The organism is Roseateles amylovorans, from assembly GCF_025398155.2.
Lineage (GTDB): Bacteria > Pseudomonadota > Gammaproteobacteria > Burkholderiales > Burkholderiaceae_C > Roseateles > Roseateles amylovorans.
On the sequence record NZ_CP104562.2, the window covers coordinates 1,681,841 to 1,706,095 of the forward strand.

Annotated in this window: 19 protein-coding genes; 12 read left to right on the forward strand and 7 right to left on the reverse strand. The window is 67.6% G+C overall.

Annotation, left to right across the window (positions count from 1 at the left end; all coding sequences use genetic code 11):
- Window positions 1–39: 39 nt before the first annotated feature.
- Both N4261_RS07275 and N4261_RS07280 read right to left on the reverse strand, forming a co-directional pair.
- Entirely contained in the window at window positions 40–1,503 is a 1,464-nt protein-coding gene (locus N4261_RS07275; RefSeq protein ID WP_261759525.1) for a hypothetical protein, read from the reverse strand.
- Between the two features lie 300 nt (window positions 1,504–1,803).
- Window positions 1,804–2,175 (reverse strand): hypothetical protein, encoded by a 372-nt coding sequence (locus N4261_RS07280; RefSeq protein WP_261759526.1) that lies wholly within the window; start codon window positions 2,173–2,175, stop codon window positions 1,804–1,806.
- Window positions 2,176–2,280: 105 nt separating this feature from the next.
- Here N4261_RS07280 and N4261_RS07285 point away from each other — a divergent pair, with 105 nt between their 5' ends.
- Together N4261_RS07285 and N4261_RS07290 are read left to right on the forward strand one after the other, a co-directional pair.
- Entirely contained in the window at window positions 2,281–3,309 is a 1,029-nt protein-coding gene (locus tag N4261_RS07285; RefSeq protein WP_261759527.1) for a hypothetical protein, read from the forward strand.
- Entirely contained in the window at window positions 3,309–3,509 is a 201-nt protein-coding gene (locus tag N4261_RS07290; protein ID WP_261759528.1) for a hypothetical protein, read from the forward strand. Before N4261_RS07285 ends, N4261_RS07290 begins: the two co-directional genes overlap by 1 nt.
- A 190-nt stretch (window positions 3,510–3,699) precedes the next feature.
- On the opposite strand, the gene N4261_RS07295 is transcribed toward N4261_RS07290, so the two are convergent.
- The 4 genes from N4261_RS07295 to imuA all read right to left on the reverse strand — a co-directional run bounded on the left by N4261_RS07295 (window position 3,700) and on the right by imuA (window position 11,301).
- Window positions 3,700–5,166, reverse strand: coding sequence for a hypothetical protein (locus tag N4261_RS07295; RefSeq protein ID WP_261759529.1), 1,467 nt, complete (start codon window positions 5,164–5,166; stop codon window positions 3,700–3,702).
- A 108-nt stretch (window positions 5,167–5,274) separates the two neighbouring features.
- Window positions 5,275–8,613: an error-prone DNA polymerase gene (locus tag N4261_RS07300; protein ID WP_261759530.1), complete on the reverse strand. Its 3,339-nt coding sequence runs from the start codon at window positions 8,611–8,613 to the stop codon at window positions 5,275–5,277.
- A 14-nt stretch (window positions 8,614–8,627) separates the two neighbouring features.
- Window positions 8,628–10,208 (reverse strand): Y-family DNA polymerase, encoded by a 1,581-nt coding sequence (locus N4261_RS07305; protein ID WP_261759531.1) that lies wholly within the window; start codon window positions 10,206–10,208, stop codon window positions 8,628–8,630.
- The gene (gene imuA / locus N4261_RS07310) at window positions 10,156–11,301 is read right to left on the reverse strand and encodes a translesion DNA synthesis-associated protein ImuA (protein ID WP_261759532.1); all 1,146 of its coding nucleotides are present in this window, start codon (window positions 11,299–11,301) and stop codon (window positions 10,156–10,158) included. Before imuA ends, N4261_RS07305 begins: the two co-directional genes overlap by 53 nt.
- Before the next feature lie 171 nt (window positions 11,302–11,472).
- Here imuA and N4261_RS07315 point away from each other — a divergent pair, with 171 nt between their 5' ends.
- Complete coding sequence (locus N4261_RS07315; protein WP_261759533.1) at window positions 11,473–12,063, forward strand: GNAT family N-acetyltransferase; 591 nt, start codon at window positions 11,473–11,475, stop codon at window positions 12,061–12,063.
- Between the two features lie 15 nt (window positions 12,064–12,078).
- Here N4261_RS07315 and N4261_RS07320 read toward each other — a convergent pair whose 3' ends face one another.
- Window positions 12,079–12,768, reverse strand: coding sequence for a Crp/Fnr family transcriptional regulator (locus N4261_RS07320; protein ID WP_261760639.1), 690 nt, complete (start codon window positions 12,766–12,768; stop codon window positions 12,079–12,081).
- Window positions 12,769–13,234: 466 nt separating this feature from the next.
- Between N4261_RS07320 and N4261_RS07325 the strand changes: the two genes are divergently transcribed.
- The 9 genes from N4261_RS07325 (at window position 13,235) to N4261_RS07365 (ending at window position 24,106) form a co-directional block, all read left to right on the forward strand.
- Complete coding sequence (locus N4261_RS07325; RefSeq protein WP_261759534.1) at window positions 13,235–15,211, forward strand: AMP-dependent synthetase/ligase; 1,977 nt, start codon at window positions 13,235–13,237, stop codon at window positions 15,209–15,211.
- A 131-nt stretch (window positions 15,212–15,342) separates the two neighbouring features.
- Window positions 15,343–16,155 carry an ABC transporter ATP-binding protein gene (locus N4261_RS07330; protein ID WP_261760640.1) on the forward strand — a complete coding sequence of 271 codons (813 nt, stop codon included), beginning with the start codon at window positions 15,343–15,345 and terminating at the stop codon, window positions 16,153–16,155.
- Window positions 16,156–16,170: 15 nt separating this feature from the next.
- Window positions 16,171–17,100: a branched-chain amino acid ABC transporter permease gene (locus tag N4261_RS07335; RefSeq protein ID WP_261759535.1), complete on the forward strand. Its 930-nt coding sequence runs from the start codon at window positions 16,171–16,173 to the stop codon at window positions 17,098–17,100.
- Between the two features lie 30 nt (window positions 17,101–17,130).
- Window positions 17,131–18,195 carry a branched-chain amino acid ABC transporter permease gene (locus N4261_RS07340; RefSeq protein WP_261759536.1) on the forward strand — a complete coding sequence of 355 codons (1,065 nt, stop codon included), beginning with the start codon at window positions 17,131–17,133 and terminating at the stop codon, window positions 18,193–18,195.
- Window positions 18,196–18,362: 167 nt separating this feature from the next.
- On the forward strand, window positions 18,363–19,709 hold the full coding sequence (locus N4261_RS07345) for an ABC transporter substrate-binding protein (protein ID WP_435532021.1): 1,347 nt from the start codon (window positions 18,363–18,365) through the stop codon (window positions 19,707–19,709).
- A gap of 182 nt (window positions 19,710–19,891) precedes the next feature.
- Window positions 19,892–20,686, forward strand: coding sequence for an ABC transporter ATP-binding protein (locus tag N4261_RS07350; protein ID WP_261759537.1), 795 nt, complete (start codon window positions 19,892–19,894; stop codon window positions 20,684–20,686).
- A gap of 526 nt (window positions 20,687–21,212) precedes the next feature.
- Complete coding sequence (locus tag N4261_RS07355; RefSeq protein WP_261759538.1) at window positions 21,213–21,512, forward strand: hypothetical protein; 300 nt, start codon at window positions 21,213–21,215, stop codon at window positions 21,510–21,512.
- The gene (locus tag N4261_RS07360) at window positions 21,512–22,825 is read left to right on the forward strand and encodes a phenylacetate--CoA ligase family protein (RefSeq protein WP_261760642.1); all 1,314 of its coding nucleotides are present in this window, start codon (window positions 21,512–21,514) and stop codon (window positions 22,823–22,825) included. Before N4261_RS07355 ends, N4261_RS07360 begins: the two co-directional genes overlap by 1 nt.
- 315 nt (window positions 22,826–23,140) lie before the next feature.
- A complete protein-coding gene (locus N4261_RS07365) occupies window positions 23,141–24,106 on the forward strand; it encodes a tripartite tricarboxylate transporter substrate-binding protein (RefSeq protein ID WP_261759539.1) in 966 nt (321 codons plus the stop codon).
- Window positions 24,107–24,255 lie beyond the last annotated feature (149 nt).

Consider the following 24,255-nt stretch of genomic DNA (forward strand, 5'->3'; position numbering starts at 1 on the left):
CGTAGCGACCGCAGCGTGGGTCGCCACCCTGGCCGACGCTCAGGCCCTGCGCTGATCCGGGCTCAACGCATCGGCTTCGGCCTGGTAGCGGCGCCGGGCCTGCTCGTCGCGCAGCTTGCGGGTCTGCAGCCGGGCCTGCCGGATCAGGTCGGTGGCGCTGAAGGCATCGCCTTCGTCGAGCGCATGGCGGGCCCAGAGCAGCAGGAAGGCGCAGCGCTGGTCCGCCGGAATCTGCGACTGCCGGGCGCGGCAGCCCGCCCAGCGCTGTGCCGCCAGGTCCGCATAGGAATCCGCAGGCAGCGGCAGGCCCTGCTCGGTGGCCAGGCGCTGCAAGGCCTCGAAGCGAAGTCCGCCGAGCGCCGCCAGACGCAGCAGGAAGATGGTGTTGAGCAGGGAGCTCCGGCCGAGTTGCCAGCGGGCGCAGATGGCGTCGCTCAGCAGCAGCCATCGCAGGGCGTCGGGCACGCCGGGGCCCTCGGCGCTGAGCAGGCCGGCCTCGGCCAGTTGGCCCAGGGTGTTGGACAGGTTGGCCGCACACACTTGCAGCGCATCCGGCAAACCCGCGAGCGAGGCGGCGCGCAGCGCGTCACCCAGGCTGGCAATGGACTGCGCCGCCAGGGCAGCGTCGCCGCGGGTGACGGCGAGCTCGCGCAGCACGATGCCGCGCAGGTTGCCGTGATCGCCGCGCAGCGTCGGGTCCTGGGCCAAGGCCGCGGGTGGGATCTCGTCGAGCTTGGCCAGCGCGGCGGCGGGCTGGCCCAGGCTGCCGTACCAATGCCAGGCGCCGAGGATGGCCAGCTTGGCCCGCAACGGCGGGCGTTCCGTGGCGGGCAGCCGTGCGTCATTGACGGTCTGCGCCAGCTCGCGCAGTTCGTCCTGGAGGGCCGCCCAGTCGCCCAGTCGACGGGCAATGCGGGCGCGGCGCAGTGCCAGCGCTGCCGCCGCCACGAGATCCTCGGCCGGCACATGCGCCGAGGCCTGCTGCAGGGCCAGTCGGGCGGGATAGAGCTCGCCGCGGTCGAGGAGGAAATCGGCGCGGGCCAGTGCCTCCGCATAAGCGAGCGGCAACAGGGCACTGGCCACCCGCGGCTGCACGGCGCGCTGCTGGCCCAGCCATTCGGCCAGGGCCGGGCCTTGCGCCGGGCGACCGTTCTCCAGTTCAAAGTGACAGGCGCTCAGCGGATCGGCTGCCAGCCAGAAGGGTCCGCTGCTGCGTGCGCGGGCAGCGATCAGGCCGTCCAGCGGGCTGGCCTCGAGCAAGGCCAGGGCGCGCCACACCTGGGTGCGATGCAGCTCCGCCATGCCGACCATCCGGGCGCAGAGATCGGCGCGGGTGCAGGGACTGTCCACCCGTGCCAGGCCTTGCTCGTGGGCCTGAAGCAAGGCGCCGAGCAGACGCGGGAGCAGACGGCTTCGCAGCAGCGCGCCGCCGTCGACAAGCACGCCCGCCGGGGACAGGACGACCCGGAAGGCGGCGGGGGCAGAGGGGATTCGGGAAGCCATCGGCGGCCGATTGTGCGCGCGGGTGAATCCGAGATCTTCGTGCAGTTGGCGTAACGCGCGTTACGGCCAGGCGTTACGACCAGACGTTGCGACCAGACGTTGCGACCCAGCCTCACGATCAGGCCTTCACCCCAATCAGGTCGCCCAGTCCTTCGGGCCCAGCCTGACGGACGAGCACGATGCGACTCATTCGATGCGAGTCATGCGATGCGCCTGCCGACGCCCATGACGGGGCACCTGACGGAGGCTGGGAAGGCGGTGCCGGAGGGCATTGATTGCGCGCGCGGCCTCCTGCTTGGCTCATCTGGGGGGTGCGCGACGTGCGGTGGGGTGGCCGTCGAGGGCCAGGCGCCAACCGGTGGCCTCCAGCCGGTCCTGCAGCGCCCGTCGGTCCAGGGTGTAGTGCAGCTCGGTTCCCTGCGGAACGCCGGCAACGGGGAGCCAGTCGTGCAGCAACTGTCGGGCGCTGGCGAGGTCGTTCGTCTCGATGTCAACCCGCAGGAAGGCCAGGGGGCGCATCTGGCCGGGCGGCGCATCGCCCAGGGACTCGCCCCAGCCGATCACCGTGCCGGCGCCGGCCTGGCGCAGGGCGCCGTCCAGTCGATCCTCCCATTGGTGATCGCGGGGCAGCGCATGGGTGGGCAGCTTCAGATAGATGAATGCGGTGACCATGGTCGTCGATTGTGCGTCGGCGTTCGGTAGCGTCGAGCCACCGTGCTGGGTTTTCAGGTGCGCGGCTTGCCATGACCGGGGGATCCAACTGCAAGGGAGACGGTGATGGTGTCAAACGAAGCCTGGTACGGCGGTGACGCGGGCGGCGCTCGGTCGCTCGGCACGCCGTCGGCGGTGTCATGGGCGGCGATCTTCGCGGGGGCTGCAGCGGCGGCGGCGTTGTCGCTGATCCTGTTGTTGCTCGGCGCGGGGCTGGGCCTGTCGGCCACGTCGCCGTGGGCCGGCGAGGGCATGGGCGCAGCGGCCATGGGCGTCACCGGCATCGTCTGGCTGGCGTTCACCCAGATCGCGGCGTCCGGGTTGGGCGGCTACCTGGCCGGCCGGCTTCGGGTGCGCTGGCGGGACACGGCGGCCGATGAGGTCCATTTCCGCGACACCGCGCACGGTCTGCTGACCTGGGCGGTGGCGACCTTGGCGACCGCGGCGGTGCTGAGTGCCTCGGTGGCTGGCATTGCGAAGATCGGCACGCAGGCGGCGGCCGTCGTGGCCGGCGGCACCGCTGCCGCTGCGGGCGCGGTGACCACGGGCATGCCATCGAAGGAGGGGGCAGGCCTTGGCACCTCGTCTTCCACAGGGGCGGGTGACTTCGCGGACCTGGGCTATTTCGTCGACGGCATGTTGCGTCGTGACCCGGCGGCCACCGGCGCCACGGGGAATGCATCCACCGCACCCGCCGCCTCCAACGGGAACGCGGTGGCGCCGAATCCCGACACGCTGCGCGCGGCGCCGGATGTCGCCACGGGCGCGACTGCGTCGGAGCTGGGCCGTCTGGTGGCCCGGGCGCTGCGACAGGACGGTGTGCTGTCGCCGGAGGACACGCGCCAGGCCGGGGCCATCGTGTCCCAGCGGACCGGCCTGTCGCAGGCCGAGGCTGAGAAGCGCGTGACCGACGGCCTCACCCGTGCCCGGACCGAGTTGCAAGCGGCGCAAGCCAAGGCCCGCGAGGCGGCTGACGCGGCCCGCAAGGCCGCGTTGCAGACGGCGCTGTGGATGTTCGTGGCGCTGCTGATCGGCGCGTTCTCCGCCAGTTGGTTCGCCACCGTGGGCGGGCGGCAGCGGGACCGCGTCGAGTGATGGACGGCGGAGATTGCATCGTCGATCTCCGCTTTTTCTTGGCGCTAAAGGGGGGCGACCTGGTGCAGGCGATGGCACGCGGTCAGCCCGACAGAGGCAGAAATTTTCACCGATCCAAGGAGATTCAGATGCGATCCATCCTGCTTTACATGCTGGGCGTGCCCATTCCGATCATCATCCTGATTGCCTTGTTCCGCTGATCCGACCGGACGACGGGCGCCGCTCGGTCGTCTCTTCACCGGTCGCTCGGAAGGAGGCCGGCAAGCCGGCCATCTCCGCAAGAGTGCCGTCGCTGCGCTGGAGCCCCTTGCTTGGGTTTGACGCGGGGGGCGTTGACAGGTCGGGTGGTCTTGAGACCGCGCTATCGGACAGCGCGGCGTCTGGCAGGGCTCAGTACACCATGTCTCTCCGGATGGCGTCGAAGGAGCTGTTGTTGCGCGCGGCGTGGATCAATGCATCCGGGCAGGGACCGCGGGGAATGGCGTCAATAGGCCGAGGTAGATCCTCTGGAACGCCCCAGCCGTTTTGAGGTTTGCGGCCCTTGTCGTAAATGTGCATGGCCGTTTGCATGGCTTTCGGATCGTCCCAGGCGATCCACCCGATCTCGTTTTTCATGAACGGGGACCGCCGAAGGTCATCCACCATTTCAACCACGTTGCCAGGTCTCGTGTCGTAGCGCTTTTTCCTTCCTGGGACAGGCCCGCCGAAGCGAATGACCAAAGAGGCGATCAGCGAGCGAGCCTCTGCGGCGTGGTCCTGTGCGTTGTTCCGATGCCGCTCATCGGCGGCAAAGCGCTTCAGATGACCGCAGCGCTCCTCCAGTGCTTCGCCGATCCAGCTGTCGACGAACTCGCGCCGATCTCTGATGAAGCGCAGGCAGTCGTCGATGTAGGCGGTGCAGTCGCGCTGCGTCGTTGGCAGGTCGGGAAGGAAGAACTTTTGGACGGCCAGGGCTTCATCCTGCGTGCGACCTGCTGGAGGCCGGGACGAAACGGCCGTCGGAGGGAGACCGTCCGGCCCGTAATCAAGTGGACGGGCGAGCCCGGAGGACACTCGCGGCAGTTGCCGGTGGGTTGTCGGATCGATGACCGTCTGCTGACGCGATGAGGGATACAGACGGGTGCTCCAGGCTGCGGCGTGACGAGGTGGCGAGATCGGAACGGCCACTGGACTGGGGACGACGGGCGTCTCAGCGAGCATCTGTTTGCGTACCTCATCAAAGGGAATCTTCTTGCACGCCGCGTCAATGAGCGCGTCCGGGCAGGGACTGCGGTCGCCGTCGAGCATAGGGCTGATCGGACTTCCCCATCCGCCGCGTGGCTTCCAAGCCTGGTCGAACAGCACGGTCGCCTTGGCCAAGCCGTCCGGGTCATTCAGGTGGATCGGACGTGCTCGCTCGGCCAGGCACTTCACGCCGGAATCACTGAGCATTTCGACCATGTTGCCAGGCCTCGCGTTGTAGCCATTGATCTTCACCTTGCCAGGAGTGCCGAAGCGGACGACCAACGAGGCGACCAGCGACCGCGCTTCCTCGGCGCACTGCTGCGCAAGCCCCAGATCATGCGCACTGCCGGCGCGGTCCCTCAGGTAGGCGCAGCGCGCTTCCAGGTCCGGAGAAATTTCGGTCTTTGCCAGCGCGCGGTGCTGCTCCAGAAAGCGCAGGCAGGTGCCGATGTAGAGACTGCAACCCACGGCATGGGACGGCAGCGGCGGACAGAAGATGTGCTGGGCGGCCTCTTGTTCTGCGGCTGCGCAGCCTGGGTCATAGGCAATTTCGGCATGGCCGTTTGCGCTGATCAAGAAGGCTTCTGCACGGTTTGTTTCGGTGAAACCAGGGATGTCGTTGAGACGCGGCACGGTGAGCTCCGATGCGAGGGAGCGATGTCAGTGAGAGGTTGGGCTGTGCTGTTCGGCGGCGAACAGCATGACCTTCCGTGCAGGGGCGGATGGCTTCCTACGCTGACCTCAATGGAAATCCCGACTCTCCGTCCTCAATCGCCCCAGCAGCGGGGTCAGGTCTTCCAGGTGTCCGGCGATGAGGTTGCGCACCTCGCCGTGACGCTGCCATCGTCCCCGAACGCCCATCAGGCGCGCATTCAACATCACCTGGCGTTGCCGCTGCCACAGCGCGCGATGCACGATGACCTGGATGTCCCCGCTCTCATCCTCCAGCGAGATGAAGACGGTGCCCTTCGCCGTGGCCGGCTGCTGCTTGACGGTGACGATGCCGCAGCCTCGCACCGGTCGGCCGTCCGGCGAATCGTCCAGTTCCGCCGCGCTCATCCAGCGGTGCTCGCGCAGCCAGGGGCGCAACAGCGCCAGCGGATGGCTGCGCAGCGTCAGCCCCAGCGAGGCATAGTCGAACACAATCTCCTCACCCTCCGGGGCATGCGGCAGCTCCAGGAAGTCCTCCTGCACCGGCGCATGGCGCAGCAGCGGCGGGGGCGCATGCTGGGCGGCCGCGTCCCACATCTGCTGGCGTCGATGACCGCTGATGCTGGCCAGCGCATCCCCGGCGGCCAGCATCGTCATCTGCTGCTGGTTCAGGCCGGTGCGGCGGGCCAGGTCTTCGGAATCATTGAACGGTCCTTGCCGTCGCGCCTCGCAGATCAGTGCCGCAGACTGTCGCTGCAGTCCCTTGATCAGTCGAAGACCGAGGCGCACCGCGACCGTCGGCGGCGCTTCGGGATCGACCGCCGCATCGGCCTCCAGGAACGGGTCGTCGATGTCTTCGGGGATTTCTTCGGGGATGTCCTCGGCGGCATCCGTACCCGCACCCGAAGCTGAACCCGAACCGGCAGCGACATCCGCATCCGCACCACGCCGCGTGCTGCGGATGATGCGGCCATCCTCGCGTTCCAGCGTGCAGTCCCAATCGCTGTGCATCACATCGGGGGGGCGAACGATCACGCGGTGGCGTCGGGCGTCCTGCACCAGTTGGCTGGGGGAGTAGAAGCCCAGCGGCTGTGAATTCAGCATGCCGGCCAGGAACTCCGCCGGCCGGTGGCATTTGAGCCAGCAGCTGGTGTAGACCAGCAGGGCGAAAGAGGCGGCATGGGATTCCGGAAAACCGTACTCCGAGAAGCCCTTGATCTGCTCGAAGATCTGTTCGGCAAAGGCCTTGTCGTAGCCGCGCGAGGTCATGCCGTCGACGATCTTGTCGTAGTACTTCTGCAGGCCGCCCTTGCGCTTCCAGGCCGCCATCGAGCGCCGCAGATCGTCCGCCTCGCCGCCGCTGAACCCGGCGGCCACCATCGCGATCTGCATCACCTGTTCCTGGAACACCGGCACCCCCAGCGTGCGCTCCAGCACCACCTTCAAGGCCGCACTGGGATAGACCACCGGCTCGAGCTTCTGCCGGCGTTGCAGATAGGGATGCACCATGCCGCCCTGGATCGGTCCGGGCCGCACGATCGCCACCTCGATCACCAGGTCGTAGAAACACTCGGGCTTGAGTCGCGGCAGCATGCTGCGCTGAGCGCGGCTCTCAATCTGGAAGACGCCAATGGTGTCGGCGCTCTGGATCATCTTGTAGGTGGCCCGGTCCTCCTTCGGAATGTCCTGCATCTCGAACGGATAGCGCTGCCGCTTGCTGATGAGGTCCAGCGTCTTGCGGATTGCGGTGAGCATGCCCAGTCCCAGCACATCCACCTTCAGCAGACCGACCGCATCCAGATCGTCCTTGTCCCATTCGATCACGGTGCGGTCCGGCATCGAGGCGTTCTCCACCGGCACCATGCGTGTCAGCGGGCCCTGCGTCAGCACAAAGCCGCCCGGATGCTGCGACAGATGGCGCGGGAATCCCAGCAGCTCCTTGGTCAGGCTCAGCAACTGGCGCACTGCGAGGTCCTGCAGGTCCAGGCCGACCTCGCGCAGCCGGTCCGCATCGATCTCATCGCCGTCCCACCACTGGTGGTTGCTGCACAGCGCATCCAGCGCCTCGGGATCGAAACCCAATGCCTTGCCGACGTCGCGCAGCGCGCTCTTGACCCGGTAGGAGATGACCACGGCCGCCAGCGCGGCCCGCTCGCGGGTGTACTTGCGGTAGAGGTACTGGATGACCTCCTCGCGGCGCTCGTGCTCGAAGTCGATGTCGATGTCCGGCGGCTCGTTGCGTTCCTTGCTGATGAAGCGCTCGAACAGCACCTGCAGCCGCGACGGGTCGACCTCGGTCACGCCGTTGCAATAGCAGACCACCGAGTTGGCCGCGCTGCCGCGTCCCTGGCAGAGGATGCCCTGCGAGCGCGCGAACTGGACGATGTCGGCCACGGTGAGGAAGTAGTGCTCATAGTGCAGTTCCTCGATCAGGCTGAGTTCGCGTTCGATCTGCTCGCTCACCGTGGCGGGAATGCCGTCGGGCCAGCGTCGGCCCGCGCCCTCGTAGGTCAGTCGACGCAGATGGCTGCTGGGGGTCTGGCCCTCGGGCACCACCTCCGACGGATAGCGATAGCGCAGTTCATCCAGCGTGAAGTCACAGGCGGCCGCCACCCGCAGCGTCTCGGCCAGCAGATCGGCGGGGAAGCACAGCGCCAGCCGTTGGCGATGACGCAGATGGCGTTCGGCATTGCGGTCCAGCGCCTGACCGCACTCGGTCAGCGGCTGGCACAGCCGGGTGGCGGTCAGCACATCCTGCAGCGGCTTGCGGCTGCGCACATGCATGAGCACATCCCCCACGGCCACCAGCGGGATTTCGGTCAGCGCATGGACCTCGCGCAGTCGCATCAGGCGGATTTCGTCATCCACCCGCCGCGGCAGGTCCACGCCCAGCCAGCAGCGCCCCATGAAGCGCGACAGCAGCCAGCGTGACAGCGCCAGCAATTGCGCCGGGCTGGCATGGCGGTCCGGACAGGCGATGACCACGCAGTCGTCCAGCGCCTGCGGGCCGATGTCGTCCAGGGTGCAGTGGTAGGTGCCTTTCTCGCTGGCGCGCCGAAGCCGCGAGATCAACTGGCAGAGGTTGCCGTAGCCGTTGAGATTGCAGACCAGCACGACCAGGGTGAAAGGCCAGTCGCCCTGGATCTGGAACTGGCTGCCGACCAGCAGCTTGAGGCCCTTGGCCTTGGCCGCGACATGGGCCCGCACCATGCCGGCCATGGTGCATTCATCGGTGATAGCGAGCGCCTGATAGCCCAGTTCCAGCGCGCGATCGACCAGCTCCTCCGGCCAGCTCGCCCCTTGCAGGAAACTGAAGTTGCTGAGGCAGCGCAGCTCGGCATAGGCCGGCAGTGGCGTGCTGCCGGCACCACCGCAGGCACCGCCGGGACGGCGGTCGCGAGCGCGATCGGTCTGGGGATCGGAGGCCATGGTTCGGGCCCGTCTCAGGCGTAGACGCCGTGCAGGAACCAGGCGCCGCTGTCCGGATCGTCGTCCTTGCCGGGCGGCTGCTGGAAGATGGCGAGCACCCCGGCGTTGTCATTGACCGCAATCCAGTAGTCACGCACCACCTGGCGATGGCCGGCGGCCTGCACGGTGGCGTTGTCCCCCGGCTTGAGCTGGGTGAAGGGCGGGGTGGACGGAGAAGCCCGTGAAGCCTTTGAGTCCCGTGAGCCCCATGAGCCCGGTGAGCCCGGTGAGCCTGCTGAGCCCGGCAGGACGGCAGCGCCGGCCGCGCCGGACGTCTCGGCGTCTGGGGCGGCGTCCGGCGTCGTCGCCTCGCGCGGCAGTCGGTCCCACCAGCCGCCCTCGATCCGATCCGGACCGATCAGCAGCGTCAGCGGTCCCTGGTAATGCGGACCGCCGTCGCGCAGGGCCAGCCGCAGCGGCGGCTCCAGCAAGAAGACGGGCGCGGGCGCGCCGGGCGGCTCGACCGCGCCCCGGGCCGGGCCCGTCCCCCGGCTGCGGCCGCCGCGGCCGGTGCCGGCGCTGACGGCCTGCGCGCAGGGCTGCCACCGGGTCATCCATTCCGGTCGATGGTCATCGCCGGTGGCCGGCTGCAGCACCCGCTCCGGCCCCAGCCGGGCGGCGATGCGCTCCAGCGTCAGGTAGAGCGTCTCGCCGGTGCGCACCGTATCGGGCAGCAGCGAGGCGCTTTCCTCGGTGAGGACCTGCACTCCCAGCGCTTGCAGCCGCAGTTCACCGACGGGCGCCAGCAGGGTCGTCTTGGCCAGATGCTCGGCCAGCAGGCGGCAGAAATGTTCCAGCTCGCGGATCGGCTCGGCGGTGCGCAGGGTCAGGCTGCCGCCATCGCCCGCGTCCTTGGCCCGCATGGAGTCATGCACCCAGTGCAGCGTCACGCCGGTGGCGCCCGCATGGCGGGCCGCCAGCCAGCCGCACAGGCGCATGAGCAGCGGCCGGGCGCTCAGCAGCAGGGCAGGCGCATGGTCCTCGCGACTGGGCAGCTCGACACGCGCGAGGAAGTCCTCCGGCAGTGTTTGCCAGCGATGGGCCTCGGGCCGCAGCGCGTAGGCCTGGTCCAACTGGGTCAGCAGCGCCGCACCGAAGCGTCGACTGATGCCGCCGCGCGGCAACAACCGCAACTGGCCCAGCGTGTTGATGCCGGCCCGGGTGAGCGCTTCGGCATGGGCGGCGGCCGCGCTGAGTGCCCTCAGCGGCAGCGGATCCAGGACCACCTGCAGCAGCCGGCCGCCCAGGTCCGGCACGCCGCAACGCGCCAGGGTCAGCGCGGCGGTGGCGGTCGGTGCCCAACCGATGCCGATCACGCCGAGGTCCGGCGCCTCGTCGCTGATCCGCTGCTGGAGCGCGCCCAGCCCGCGGAACAGGCGCAGGCTGGCCGCGACCTCCATCACCACGGCGTCCTCCATCCTCGCCACCCGGGGCGTGAACTGCAGGCACCACACCGCCAATCCGGACTGCGCCTCCGGACAGATGCCGGGAGGCGCCTTCGGATCATCGGACGGCGTCGGTGCTCGAGGCGACAGGATCAGGGCGACCCACAACATCGTGGCGCTCCGGGAAAGAAGAGTCGGGAACGGTCCGGGCCGAGGTGGCGTCGGCGTGGTCGGCGTGGTCGGCCTGCCAGGTCGGGACCAAGGCGGACAGGGTCGTCGACAGGACCGCCGAGGAAGCCGTCGAGGTGGCTGAAACGGTGGCTGAAGCGGTGGCCGATGCGGTGACTGCCGAGACCGGCGACACGGCGACCGATGAACGGCGGGATGGCCGCTGCACCGTGGACACCCGCTCGCGCACCGGCGCCGGCGTGGTGGCGGGTTGAGGCCGCAGATGGCTGGGGCGCATCACCCGAGGCGTCAGCACCGTGTCCAGTCCGCCGGGGATGGAGGGCAGACGCAGCGGGGTTTCCTGGGCGGGCCCCTTGCGCTTGAGGATCTGCACCTGCAGCGCCCAATCCACATCGATCGTCACTTGCAGGCGCAAGGGCGCGGGCGATGGATCGTGACGCGCTTCCAGCGGCCGGAACAGAAAGATCGGACCTTCGAAGGATTGCGCCAGCACCTGCAAGCGCCGCAATTGCTCCGGAGCGGCCTGCGGCATCCAGGCCATCACCGCACCGGCGGCATTGGACTTGATCAACTGCTCGGTGCACCACAGCCGCTCCGACGGTGCCTGGGCCTGGATCCAGACCAGATGGCGTTCGTCCAGCCCCAGGTGCCTCAGGCCGGGCAGGTGAGGGCGCTTGGGCGGGCCGACCAGCACGACTGCGGTCCCGCGCTTCACGAGGGTCCGCAGCGCGGGCCCCACCAGCCGCCATTCAGCCAGCGAGAACTGGGTCTGCAGCACTTCGGTGATCTGCTGCGCCGGCCAGCCGCCGCCCGGCAACTCGGCATCCAGCGCGGGAAAGCCGCTCGACCAGGTGAGGGTGGAGGTGCGGCCCAGCGCATCGCCGCGCCACAGCACGTCGGCAATGGCCGAAGGCAGGGGCGTGAGGGCTGGGCGCGCCGCATTCTGCGAAGGCGACACGAGGGCCTCGAGATCGGGCTCGGGATCGGGCTCGGTGGGGCTGGGGCTGGGGCTGGGGAGCGGGGGCTGTCCGGCAGGCGGGGACAGGCCGTCCTCCCTGGCAGACAGGGATGTCATGGCGCAAAGCAAATACTGTATGAAAGCACAGTATAGGCGGCGACTTATGGCCTGAAGGGGTGGTTACAACTTCGATGGGTCGGCCCGTGATGCAAGTCCTCCCTTCTTGCGTATAGACATCACTCCCCACCCTGAAAACTCATCGGAGCGCATAATGGCCGGGTAAACCCTATGTTGATGTTGTCCCCCACTCCTCCCGCTGGTGACGACCTCCTGCAGACGGCGCGCCTGACGCTCCGCCCGCCGGAGGATGCCGATCTCTCGCTGCTGCATCAGGCGCTGAGCGATCCCGCCAATCGCCGGTTCGGCGCGGACGGCGCCTGCGCCAGCGCGCGGCTGAGCCATTGGCAGGCGCTCTGGGCGCGGGACGCCATCGGCCCCTGGGCGGTGCAATTGCAGGACCGACCCCAGCATGGCGCGATCGGTTTCGGCGGACTGAGCCGAGGCTTGGTAGCCGGTGTGCCGGCGTTGCTGCTGGAGTTCCACTTCCGTTCGGACTTCTGGGGCTGCGGCTATGCGGCGGAGATGTCCCTCACCGCCTTGCGCCTGGCCTTCGACCGCCTGAAAGCGGGGGCGGTGCAGTCCCTGCTGCCGCCCGGCAACACGGCCGCCCGCAAGACGGTGGAGCGGCTGGGCCTGCGGCTCAAGGGCTCGGTGGCCGATCATCCCGGCGAGGCCGCCAGCCTGCTCTACGAGATCAACGTCGCCCAATTCAGCGAACGGCCACCGCAACAGCCTGAGCCGACGCCGTTCGGTGCCTGAGCCCGGACGCTCCGCCTACTGCGGATAGGTTCGCAACCCTTCCAGATCCAGCACCCGCACCCCGCCGTATTCGACGACGATAAGCTGCCGGTCCTGCAGATGCCGCAGTGCCTCATTCACGCGCTGCCGAGACAATCCCACCAGATGACCCAGCTCCTGCTGCGTGATGCGCAGCAGTCCGCCGACGCCGGGATAGAGCTGCGGATGGAAAAGCGCCGCCAGGTTGCGCGCCACCCGCAGGTCGGGATCGCTCTGGCGGTCGATTTCGCGCGCGGCGATGAACTGGCCCAGCCGCTCATTGAGCTGGTTCAGCACATACCGGTTGAAGGCGATGCTGGTCTCCAGCAACTCATCGAAGCCCGCCAGCGGCAGCCCGGCGACCACACTGCGCCGCAGGGCCTGGATGTTGTAGCGATAGACCTCGCGCTTGAGCAGCGTGCCCTCCCCGAACCAGCCGCCCGGCGGCACGCCGGTGAAGGTCACCGGCCGAGCGGCGGCATCGTCGTTGCTCATCTTCAGCAAGCCGTCGATGACGCCGAACCAGTAATTGGCTTCACGGCCGATGCGGCAGATGCGCTCCCCCACCTCCACCTCCACCACCTGCAGGCTGGCCTCGATGCGCTCGCGCAGCGGCGACTCGAGCGTCCGCAGCCAGGGGATGGCGGCCAGTTCCTGCGCGGAAGCGCCACGGGCACGCTGACGCAATGGCGGGGCGGTCGCGGAGGCGCCTGAGGGCGGGGAGCTCCCAAAGACCGCAGAGGCCGCAGAAGCTGCAGAAGCCGCAGAAGCTGCAGACGTTGCCGCAGCCGTCGTGACCGTCGTCGCGATCGGCATCGTCACTGCCGCATGTGCCCCGTCCTCAATGGCGGCGCCCGGCGCCGCGGTGAGGGCCGGGGGCGGCACCGCGGTGGGCGCGGTGCTGACGGGAAGGGCGGGCTTGTCCATCCTCGCTTCATCGCGCCGCTGCATGACATGACGCTGACGATACCCCCTGGACCAGGGCCCCGCTGCGCCCGACCCTCCCCCTCATCCCTACGGGAAAACGTGCCCCCGAACTCTCCCTAGGAATGTCGTTGCAATGACAACACGACGTCAAAGCCGCAGCCTACGATCGCGCTCAAACCGCACCACGTGGTCCTTCGGGCGGCGTGAGATGCACAAGGAGACGACGGTGGAACAGACCTTCCCCCGATGGCTGCTCACGCATGCCCGACAGCGCCCTCATGCGCCGGCGCTGCGAGAGAAGCAGCTCGGCATCTGGCAGACGCTCGACTGGGCGGCGCTGGCGGCACTGGTGCGCGAGCTGGCGCACGGACTGGCCGCTGCCGGGCTGACGCGCGGTCAGCACCTGGTCGTGGTGGGCGAGAACCGGCCTCGGCTGTATGCCTGCATGTTGGCGGCGCAGGCGCTCGGCGCCGTCCCGGTGCCGCTCTATCAGGATGCAGTCGCCCAGGAATTCGTCTATCCGCTGCAGAACGCCGACATCGCCTTCGCGGTGGTCGAGGACCAGGAACAAGTCGACAAGCTGCTGGAGATCCAGGACCAATGCCCGGCGCTGCAGCGTCTGTGGTTCGATGATCCGCGCGGGCTGCGCCGCTACACCGCGCCCGGCCTGGCCTCGCTGGACGATCTCTGCGCCGAAGGTCGCGCCCATGCGATGCGCCATCCCGGCTTCTTCGAGGCCGAGGTCGACGCCGGCCGCACCGGCGATGTCGCGGCGATGTTCTTCACCTCCGGCACCACCGGTCATCCCAAGGGCGTGGTCCACACCCATGCCTCGCTGATCGATCGCGCCAGCGCCGGCGCCCGGTTCGATCGGCTGGGTCCGGAGGAAGAGGTGCTCGCCTATCTGCCCTGCGCCTGGATCGGGCAGAACATCTTCAGCTATGCGCAGTGGCTGACCTGCGGCTATGTCGTCAACTGTCCCGAGTCGGCCGATACCGTCAGCATCGACCTCAAGGAGATCGGCCCGACCTACTACTTCGCGCCGCCGCGGGTGTTCGAGGGTCTGCTCACCAGCGTGATGATCCGCATGGAAGATGCCGGTGCGGTCAAGCGGTGGCTGTTCTCGCGGTGCATGGCATTGGCTCGCCGGGTGGGCCCCGCGTTGATGGACGGCCGACCGGTGCGCCCGTGGGACCGATGGCGCTATCGACTGGGCGACCTGCTCATCTACGGCCCGCTGCGCAACACCTTGGGCTTCTCGCGGGTGCGGGTGGCCTACACCGCGGGCGAGGCCATCGGGCCGGACCTGTTCCGCTTCTACCGCTCGATCGGCATCAACCTGAAGCAGTTGTATGGATCGACCGAGACCGCGGTCTTCGTCTGCCTGCAGCCCGACCACGAAGCCAAGGCCGACACCGTGGGCGTGCCGATCGAGGGCGTCGAGATCCGGCTCTCTGACCGGGGCGAGATCCTGGTTCGGTCCCCGGGCCTGCTGCAGGGCTATTACAAGAATCCCGAAGCCACCGCCGAGGTGCTGAGCAGGGACGGCTGGTACCGGACCGGCGATGCGGGCTTCCTGGACGCGGGCGGACACCTGAAGATCATCGACCGCGCCAAGGATGTCGGCCGCCTGGCCGGCGGCGCCTTCGACGGCGCGATCTTTGCGCCCAAGTATGTCGAGAACAAGCTGAAGTTCTTCGCCTTCATCAAGGAGGCGGTGGCCTTCGGCGATGGACGCGACCAGGTCTGCGCATTCATCAACATCGACATGGAGGCCGTTGGCCACTGGGCTGAACGGCGCCATCTGCCCTATGCCGGCTACGCCGACCTGGCGGCCAAGCCGGAGGTCTATGCGCTGATCCGCGAGGGCATCGAGCAGGTCAATGCCGACCTCGCGCAGGACCAGCGACTGGCCGGCAGCCAGGTCACCCGCTTCCTGATCCTGCACAAGGAGCTGGATGCGGACGATGGCGAATTGACCCGCACCCGCAAGGTGCGGCGCGGGGCGATCGCCGACAAGTACCAGGTGCTCATGGAAGCGCTCTATGGCGGGTTGTCCTCGCAATACATCGAGACGGCCGTGAGATTCGAGGATGGCCGCACCGGCCGTGCGGCCGCCGAGTTGCGCATCGAAGACGCGCGCACCTTCCCCGCGGCGCCCGAGGGTGAGGCCCCGGTGCCTGCACTGCGGAGGGCCGCCTGATGAATGCGATGACCGATCGCCTGGCCCGTCCGTCCGATCCCGGCGCGGGCACGATGACTTCGGCACCGTCGGCCGCTGTCACGGCCGAGGCCGACATTGCAAAAACCGCAGACACCGCAGACATCGCCGACATGACCGACCCGCCGGGGCGACGGGCCGAGATCGGCGACGTCCTGCTGGATGTGCGCAACATCTCCTTGTCCTTCGGCGGGGTGAAAGCCTTGAGCGACATCAGCTTCGATGTCCGCGAGCATGAGATCCGCGCCATCATCGGCCCCAACGGCGCGGGCAAGAGTTCGATGCTCAACTGCATCAACGGGGTCTATCAACCGCAGCAGGGCGAGATCCGCCTTCGCGGCGAAGACATGGGCCGCTTCAGTCCGCGCCATCGCCAGCGTCGCATGGCCGAGCGCGGCGTGGCCCGCACCTTCCAGAATCTGGCCCTGTTCAAGGGCATGAGCGTGCTGGACAACATCATGGCGGGCCGAGGCCTGCACATGAAGCGCAACCTGCTGTGGCAGGCCTTGCGGCTGGGCCCCGCGCTGCACGAGGAGATCGAGCACCGCGAGCAGGTCGAGCGCCTGATCGACTTCCTGGAAATTCAGCCCTACCGCCACACGCCCGTCGGCGGTCTGCCGTATGGCCTGCAGAAGCGGGTGGACCTGGGGCGCGCGCTGGCCATGGAGCCCCGGGTGCTGCTGCTGGATGAACCGATGGCCGGCATGAATGTCGAGGAGAAGCAGGACATGTGCCGCTTCATCCTGGACGTCAACGATGAATTCGGCACCACCATCGTGCTGATCGAGCACGACATGGGCGTGGTGATGGACATCAGCGACCGGGTGGTGGTGCTGGACTATGGACGCAAGATCGGTGACGGCACACCGGACGAGGTGCGGGCCAGCGAGGAGGTGGTCCGCGCCTACCTCGGCCCCGGTCACTGAACGGAGCATGACGACATGGCCTTCTTCCTCGAAACCCTGATCGGCGGCCTGATGACCGGCATGCTGTATGCGCTGGTGGCGCTCGGCTTCGTGCTGATCTTCAAGGCCTCCGGCGTCTTCAATTTCGCGCAGGGCGCGATGGTGCTGTTCGCCGCGCTTGCGATGGCACGTTTCTCCGAATGGTTCCCGATCTGGTTCGGATTCGACAACCTCTGGCTGGCCAACGGCTTGGCGCTGGTAGCCAGCATGGCCTGCATGGTGGCGGTGGCCTGGCTGGTGGAGCGCTGGGCGCTGCGTGGCCTGGTCAATCAGCCGGCGATCACGCTGTTGATGGCCACGCTGGGCATCAGCTACTTCCTGGATGGTGCGGGCCAGCTGCTGTTCGGCAGCGCCGCCTACAAGATCGACGTCGGCCTGCCCAAGGACCCGATGTTCGTCCTGGAAGGCACCTTCCCCGGCGGCTTGCTGCTCAACAAGGAGGACCTGGTTTCGGCGGTCATCGCCGCGATGCTGGTGGGCGTGCTGACGCTGTTCTTCCAGAAGACGCGCACCGGTCGGGCCCTGCGGGCGGTGGCGGACGACCATCAGGCGGCGCAGTCGGTCGGCATTGCGTTGTCGCGGATCTGGGTCATCGTCTGGTCGGTCGGCGGCCTGGTGGCGCTGGTGGCTGGGATCATCTGGGGCAGCAAGCTCGGGGTGCAGTTCTCCATCTCGCTGGTGGCCTTGAAGGCCTTTCCGGTGGTGATCCTCGGCGGGCTGACCTCGGTGCCGGGGGCGATCGTCGGCGGCTTGATCATCGGCGTGGGCGAGAAGCTGTCGGAGATCTATCTCGGGCCGGCCATCGGGGGCGGCATCGAGAACTGGTTCGCCTATGTGCTGGCGCTGGCGCTGCTGCTGGTGCGGCCGCAGGGCTTGTTCGGCGACAAGATCATCGACCGCGTCTGACGCCGGTGAACCCTCGAAAGGAGACCCTCGGTGCTCTATCGTGAAAACGGACAGTTCAAGACAAGCTATCGCGCCGATCTGGCGATGTTCCCGGTGGCGCAGGACCGATGGGCGATGCTGGTGCTGGCCCTGGTGGCGTTCGTGGTGGTGCCCGGTGTGGGCAGCGACTATCTCTTTCGCGCGGTGCTGATTCCGTTCCTGGTGCTGTCGCTGGCGGCGCTGGGCCTGAACGTGCTGGTGGGGTATTGCGGGCAGATCTCGCTGGGGACCGGGGCCTTCATGGCGGTGGGGGCCTATGCGGCCTTCAACCTGCAGGCCCGCATCGAGGGCCTGCCGCTGCCGCTGGTTTTGCTCGGCGGCGGACTGGCCGCCACCGCTTGCGGTGTGCTGTTCGGCTTGCCCAGCCTGCGCATCCGCGGTCTGTATCTGGCGGTGGCCACGTTGGCGGCCCAGTTCTTCATCGATTGGTTCACCAACCGGGTGCGCTGGGTCACCAACGACTCATCGTCCGGCTCGGTCAGTGTCGGGGCGCTGCAGCTGTTCGGCATCAGCCTGGACGCACCGGTGCAGCGCTATCTGCTGTGCCTGAGCCTGGTGGTGCTGTTCGCGGTGCTGACCCGCAATCTGGTGCGCGGGGCCATCGGTCGGGAATGGATGGCGATGCGCGACATGGATGTGGCCGCCGCCGTGATCGGCATCCGGCCGGTGCATGCCAAGCTCACCGCATTCGCGGTGAGCAGCTTCATCGTGGGCGTGGCGGGCGCGCTGTGGGGCTTTGTGCATCTCGGCGCCTGGGAGCCGGCGGCCTTCGGCATCGACAAGTCGTTCCAGTTGCTGTTCATGATCATCATCGGCGGACTGGGCTCGATCGCCGGGGCCTTCTTCGGCGCCGCGTTCATCGTGCTGCTGCCGCTGCTGCTCAACCATGTGCCGCATTGGCTGGGACTGCCCTTGTCGACGGCGACGGCCTCGCATCTGGAACACATGATCTTCGGTGCGTTGATCGTGTTCTTCCTGATCGTCGAGCCGCACGGCCTGGCGCGGCTGTGGTCGACGGCGCGTCAGAAGCTGCGGCTATGGCCCTTCCCCCATTGAGGCCCGGCGCTGTGGCCGCTCGTGATGTTCATAGGCTCCAGAGCATCCAAAGCGCCGGACCTTCACGCGTTCCCGCTGATTCAGTCGTTCAGTCATTCGCTCGAAGTCATTCGCTCGATCCCCGAGCACCGGGCACCACCGAAGTGCCCTCCACAGGAGACAAGTCCATGACGCTCAAGACTCTTGCCACCGCTGTGCTCCGGCGCGGTCGGCTGTCGCTGCTGGCCGCGTTGGGCGGACTGGGTGCTGCGGCGATGCCGTCGGCGGCTCAGGCCCAGGCGGCGACCGAGCAGTTCATTCCGCTGCTGGTCTATCGAACCGGCCAGTTCGCCCCGTTGGGCATGCCCTGGGCCGATGGCAAACAGGACTATCTGAAGCTGGTGAATGCCCGGGACGGCGGGGTCAATGGCGTCAAGCTCGCCTTTGAAGAATGCGAAACCGCCTACGACGCCGCGAAGGGTGTGGAGTGCTATGAACGTCTGAAGGGCAAGGGCGGTGGCGCATCTGGGTTTGACACCCAATCGACCGGCATCACCTTCGCCGTCACCGACAAGGCCTTCGCCGACCGGGTGGTGGTGGAGACGCCGGGCTACGGACTGTCCCAGTCGGCCGACGGCACCGTCTTCGAATGGAATTTCCCATTGCTCGGCACCTACTGGACTGCCGCCGACGTGATGCTGCAGGACATCGCGAAGAAGGAGAAGGGCCGTCTCAAGGGCAGGAAGATCGCACTGGTCTATCACGACAGCCCGTATGGCAAGGAGCCGATTCCGCTGCTGCAAAAGCGCGCATCGGTGGACGGCTTCGAGCTGCTGCTGTATCCGGTCACCCCGCCGGGCGTGGAGCAGAAGTCGACCTGGTTGCAGATCCGTCAGCAGCGGCCCGATTACGTGCTGTTCTGGTCGGCCGGCGTGATGACGCCGGCAGGCATCCGTGAGGCGCAGGCCAGCGGCTACCCGCGCGAGAAGATCTATGCGATCTGGTGGGCCGGCTCCGATCACGATGTCAAGGACATCGGCGCCGGCGCAAAGGGCTACAACGCCATCACCCTGCACAACAGCGCCGCGAAGGACAAGGTGCATGACGAGCTGCGCAAGTTCGTCTACGACAAGAACCAGGGCACCGGACCGGCCACCGGCGTGGGCACCCTGGCCCATACCCGGGGCATGATGATCTCGATGCTGCAGGTGGAGGCGATCCGCACCGCACAGGAGAAGTTCGGCAAGGGCAAGGTGATGACACCCGAGCAGGTGCGCTGGGGCTTCGAGAACCTCAACCTCACAGCGGACCGCCTCAAGGCCTTGGGCTTCGGCGAGGTGATGCGCCCGGTGCAGACCAGCTGCGCCAATCACATGGGGACCGATTGGGCCCGCATCGTCCAGTGGGACGGCGCGAAGTGGAACATCGTCTCCGACTGGTACCAGGCCGACAAGACGCACATCGATCCGATGGTCAAGGAATACGCGGCCAAGTACGCCAAGGACAAGAACCTCAAGCCGCGCAGCTGCGGTTGAACGGGAGGCTGCTGATGCAGGATGCTGATCGCTCGCCGTCGCGGGCCGCGCAGCCCGCGGCTTCATTGCCGACTGGGGCGCCTTCCCTACCGTCCGCGCCTTCAACGACCTCAAGTCCATTTCCGTCTCCTGGCGCGGGTGCGGGCGAGGAATCGGCGGCGGCAACGGCGACGCGTCCCGCCTTGCTGGACGTGAATGGCATCGAGGTCATCTATCACCATGTGATCCTGGTGCTCAAAGGCGTGTCGCTGCAGGTGCCCGACGGCGCGGTGGTGGCCTTGCTGGGCGGCAACGGCGCGGGAAAAACCACCACCCTGCGGGCGGTGTCGAATCTGCTGGCCGGTGAACGGGGCGAGGTGACCAAGGGCCACATTGCCCTGCGCGGCGAGCGGATCGAGCGGCTCACCCCGGCGGACCTGGTGCGCCGGGGCGTGGTGCAGGTGATGGAGGGCCGCCATTGCTTCGCCCATCTGTCGATCGAGGAGAACCTGCTCACCGGCGCCTACACCCGCACCGACGGCAAGGCGGCGATCGCCCAGACGCTGGAGAAGGTCTATGCGTACTTTCCGCGTTTGAAGACGCGACGGCGTTCGCAGGCGGCCTATACGTCGGGGGGAGAGCAGCAGATGTGCGCGATCGGGCGGGCGCTGATGGCCAATCCGACGATGGTGCTGCTGGACGAGCCGTCGATGGGTCTGGCGCCGCAGATTGTGGAGGAGGTGTTCGAGATCGTGCGGGACCTCAACCAGAAGGAGCGCACCACGTTTCTGGTGGCCGAGCAGAACACTCGGATGGCCTTGCGCTATGCCGACTATGGGTACATCCTGGAGAACGGTCGGGTGGTGATGGATGGGGCGGCGCAATCGCTGCGGGAGAACGAGGATGTGCGGGAGTTCTACCTCGGCATGGGCGGCAGCGACCGCAAGAGCTTCCGGGACGTCAAAAGCTACCGGCGCCGCAAGCGTTGGGTTGGCTAGTGGGGATGGGCCCACCCCCTACGGCCTGACGGCCGCCCCCTCAAGGGGGCACGCTCAGCGGCCTGGAGATAGACCCACCCCCTACGGCCTGACGGCCGCCCCCTCATAGGGGGCACGCTCAGCGGCCTGGCGGAGCCAGTTCCGCGCGCGTCGCTGGATGGCCACGTGGCCCAGGGGGCCCGTGGTGGGGGGCACCTCTTCATCGGCCTTGCTGCCGCTCGCTCAATGGGGCACGCTCAGCGGCCTGGAGATAGACCTACCCCCTACGGCCTGACTGCCGCCCTCTCAAGGGGGCACGCTCAGCGGCTTGGCGGAGCCAGTTCCGCGCGCGTCGCTGGACGGCCACGTGGCCCAGGGGGCCCGTGGTGGGGGGGACCTCTTCATCGGCCTTGCGGCCGCTCGCTCAATGGGGCACGCTTAGCGGACGGGCGAAGCGAGTTCCGTCGTCGTCGCTTGGTGTCCCCGGGGCCTGGGGGACCATGGTGGTGGACGGACGTTGATGTCAATGACGGAATCAGGAGACGCGATGAGCAGTGAAGCCAATGATTTCTTTGCGTTGCCGCCGTTCAAGGCCGATGACGCCTTGGTGCAGTTGCGTCGCGCGCTGCGCGATCTGCAAGGCCTGACGGAGCGCAGCGGCGCCTATGGCTTCGATGGACAGGAGGTGTTGAAGCTCGACACCAGTGACGGTCGCATCATCGCCAAGCTGGCGCGCAAGCCCGCACGCAGCCCCGAGTGGGATACCCGCGAATGCAGCAGCGCCGCAGATGTGCGCAAGCTCCAGGACGATCTGAAGCGCCGTCTGGCGCAATGGACGGACGACTGATGCCCGCCGCCACCTCGTCCTCGCCGGGCGCCGACGCCCAGTTCTTCGCCCATTTCGATGGCCTCGAAGCGCAAGATCCCACCGTGCGCGAATCCCGCCTGATGGCCGCCTTGCCGCAGCAGGTGGCCCATGCCCGCGCCTCCACCGACGCCTTCCGCGAGCTCCTCGCCTCGATCGATCCCGCCCGCATCAACAGCCGCGCCGCGCTGGCCACGCTCCCGGTGCTCCGCAAGGCCGACCTGGCCCATCGCCAGCACGCTGCACGTGATCAGCAGCCCCCCGATCCCTTCGGCGGTCTGTCTGCCATCGGATGGTCCGGGCTGCGGCGCAGTCTCGGCGCCCGCCGCGTGTTCCAGTCCCCCGGCCCGATCTACGAGCCGCAAGGCTGGGGCCGCGACGGCTGGCGCATGGCCCGGGCCCTGCACGCCGCCGGCGTGCGCAGCGGAGAACTGGTCCACAACAGCTTCAGCTATCACCTCACCCCCGCTGGCGCAATGATGGAATGCGGCGCCGAGGCCCTGGGCTGCACCGTCTTTCCCGGCGGCGTGGGCAACACCGAACTGCAGTTGCAGGCCATGGTCGATCTGCAACCACAGGCCTATGTCGGCACGCCCAGCTTTCTCAAGATCCTGGTGGATCGGGCGCAGCAGCAAGGCCTGTCCCTCCCGTTGCGCAAGGCGCTGGTCAGCGGTGAAGCCTTTCCGCCCTCGCTCCGGGATTGGCTGATCGAGCGCGGCGTGGCCGCCTTCCAGTGCTATGCCACCGCCGACCTCGGACTGATCGCCTACGAAACCCAGGCCCGTGAAGGCTTGGTGCTGGACGAATCGGTGATCGTCGAAATCGTCCGCCCCGGCACCGGCGATCCGGTTGCCGAAGGCGAGGTCGGCGAGCTGGTGGTGACCACGCTCACTTCCGACTATCCGCTGATCCGTTTCGGCACCGGCGACCTGTCGGCGCTGCTGCCCGGCCGCTGTCCCAGCGGTCGGACCAACACCCGCATCCGCGGCTGGATGGGTCGGGCCGACCAGAGCGCCAAGGTGCGCGGAATGTTCGTCCATGCAAGCCAGGTCGCCGAGGTCTTGAAACGCTTTCCGGAAGTCGTCCGCGGCCGCCTGGTCATCGAAGGCGAGATGGCACAGGACCGCATGACGCTGCAGGTGGAGGTCGATGGCGAAGGGCCCGAAGGTTTGCCGCAACGCCTGGCCGAGGCGTTGCGGGACGTGACCAAGCTGCGGGGAGAGGTGGTGCTGTTGCCTTTGAATGGCCTGCCCAATGACGGCAAGGTGATCGAGGATCTGCGGCGCTACGAGTGAAACCGGCCATGCGACATTGCGATCCGCGCGGCTAGGCCACGCCGCCATGGAACGATCGCGGCAATCGAACCCGGTAATCGGAGGCGGCAATCGAACGCGGTCATGAACTGAGCCAGGCTCATGCGTCTATCCCGCGTTCACAACGATTCCATCGGGGGTCAATGAGAACCGTCGGCTGCTACGAACGCAGTGTCTCGAAAAATGCGCGCCTTGGCGCATGCAGGGGGCGGCCCTTACGTAGTTTCCGCTAGTCGCACCAACGGCTCTGGCTCTAGCATCCTCGCCATCAACACCACTCCTGAGGAAGAGACAGCCATGAAGAAGACCTTGCTCGCCTGTGTTGCAGCGTTGAGTGTGGGTGCCGCCTGGGCCGAGTATCCCGACAAGCCCGTCACCATCGTGGTGCCGTTCGCCGCAGGCGGCCCGACCGACAAGGTCGCGCGTGACTTGGCCGAGGCATTGCGTAAGCCGCTGAATGCCACCATCGTGATCGAGAACGTCGGCGGCGCCGGCGGCACGCTGGGTGCCACCAAGGTGTCCAAGGCTTCTCCGGATGGCTACACCCTGCTGCTCCATCACATCGGGATGTCCACGTCTCCCGCGCTGTATCGCAACCTGCAATACAAGACGCTGGATGACTTCGAGTACCTCGGCCTGATCAATGAAGTGCCGATGACGCTGATTGCGCGTCCGTCGCTGCCCGCAAACAACTACGCCGAATTCCTGAAATGGATCGAGGCCAACAAGGGCAAGATCAACCTGGCCAATGCCGGCCTGGGTTCTGCCTCCCACCTCTGCGGCCTGATCTACCAGAGCACCCTGAAGGTGGACATGACCACCGTGCCGTACAAGGGCACCGGGCCGGCCATGACCGACCTGATCGGCGGTCAGGTGGACTTCATGTGCGACCAGACCACCAACACCACCAGCCAGATCGACAGTGGCAAGGTCAAGGCCTATGCGGTGACCACCACCAAGCGCCTGGGCGGCGGCCTGGCCAAGTACCCGACCCTGGACGAGTCCGGCATGAAGGGCTTCAACGTCACGATCTGGCACGGCCTGTATGCACCGAAGAGCACGCCCAAGCCGGTGCTGGACAAGATCAACGCCGCGCTGAAGACCGCCCTCAAAGACGCCGAGTTCCAGAAGCGCGAGGAGGCCCTGGGCGCGGTGATCGTGACCGACAACCGCGTGAATCCGGCTGAACACAAGAAGTTCGTCGAAGCCGAAATCAACAAGTGGGGCCCGGTGATCAAGGCCGCCGGCCAGTACGCGGATTGATCAGCGCACAGCGCGGATGCGCTGGGGATCGTTCTGATGAGCGCCCCGTAAGGTGCCGCCTTCGGCACCTCCAATGACAAAGACCCGCCTCGGCGGGTCTTTGTCATTCCGGGACGGGTGCGCGCGACTGACGCATGGCTTCTCGGGCC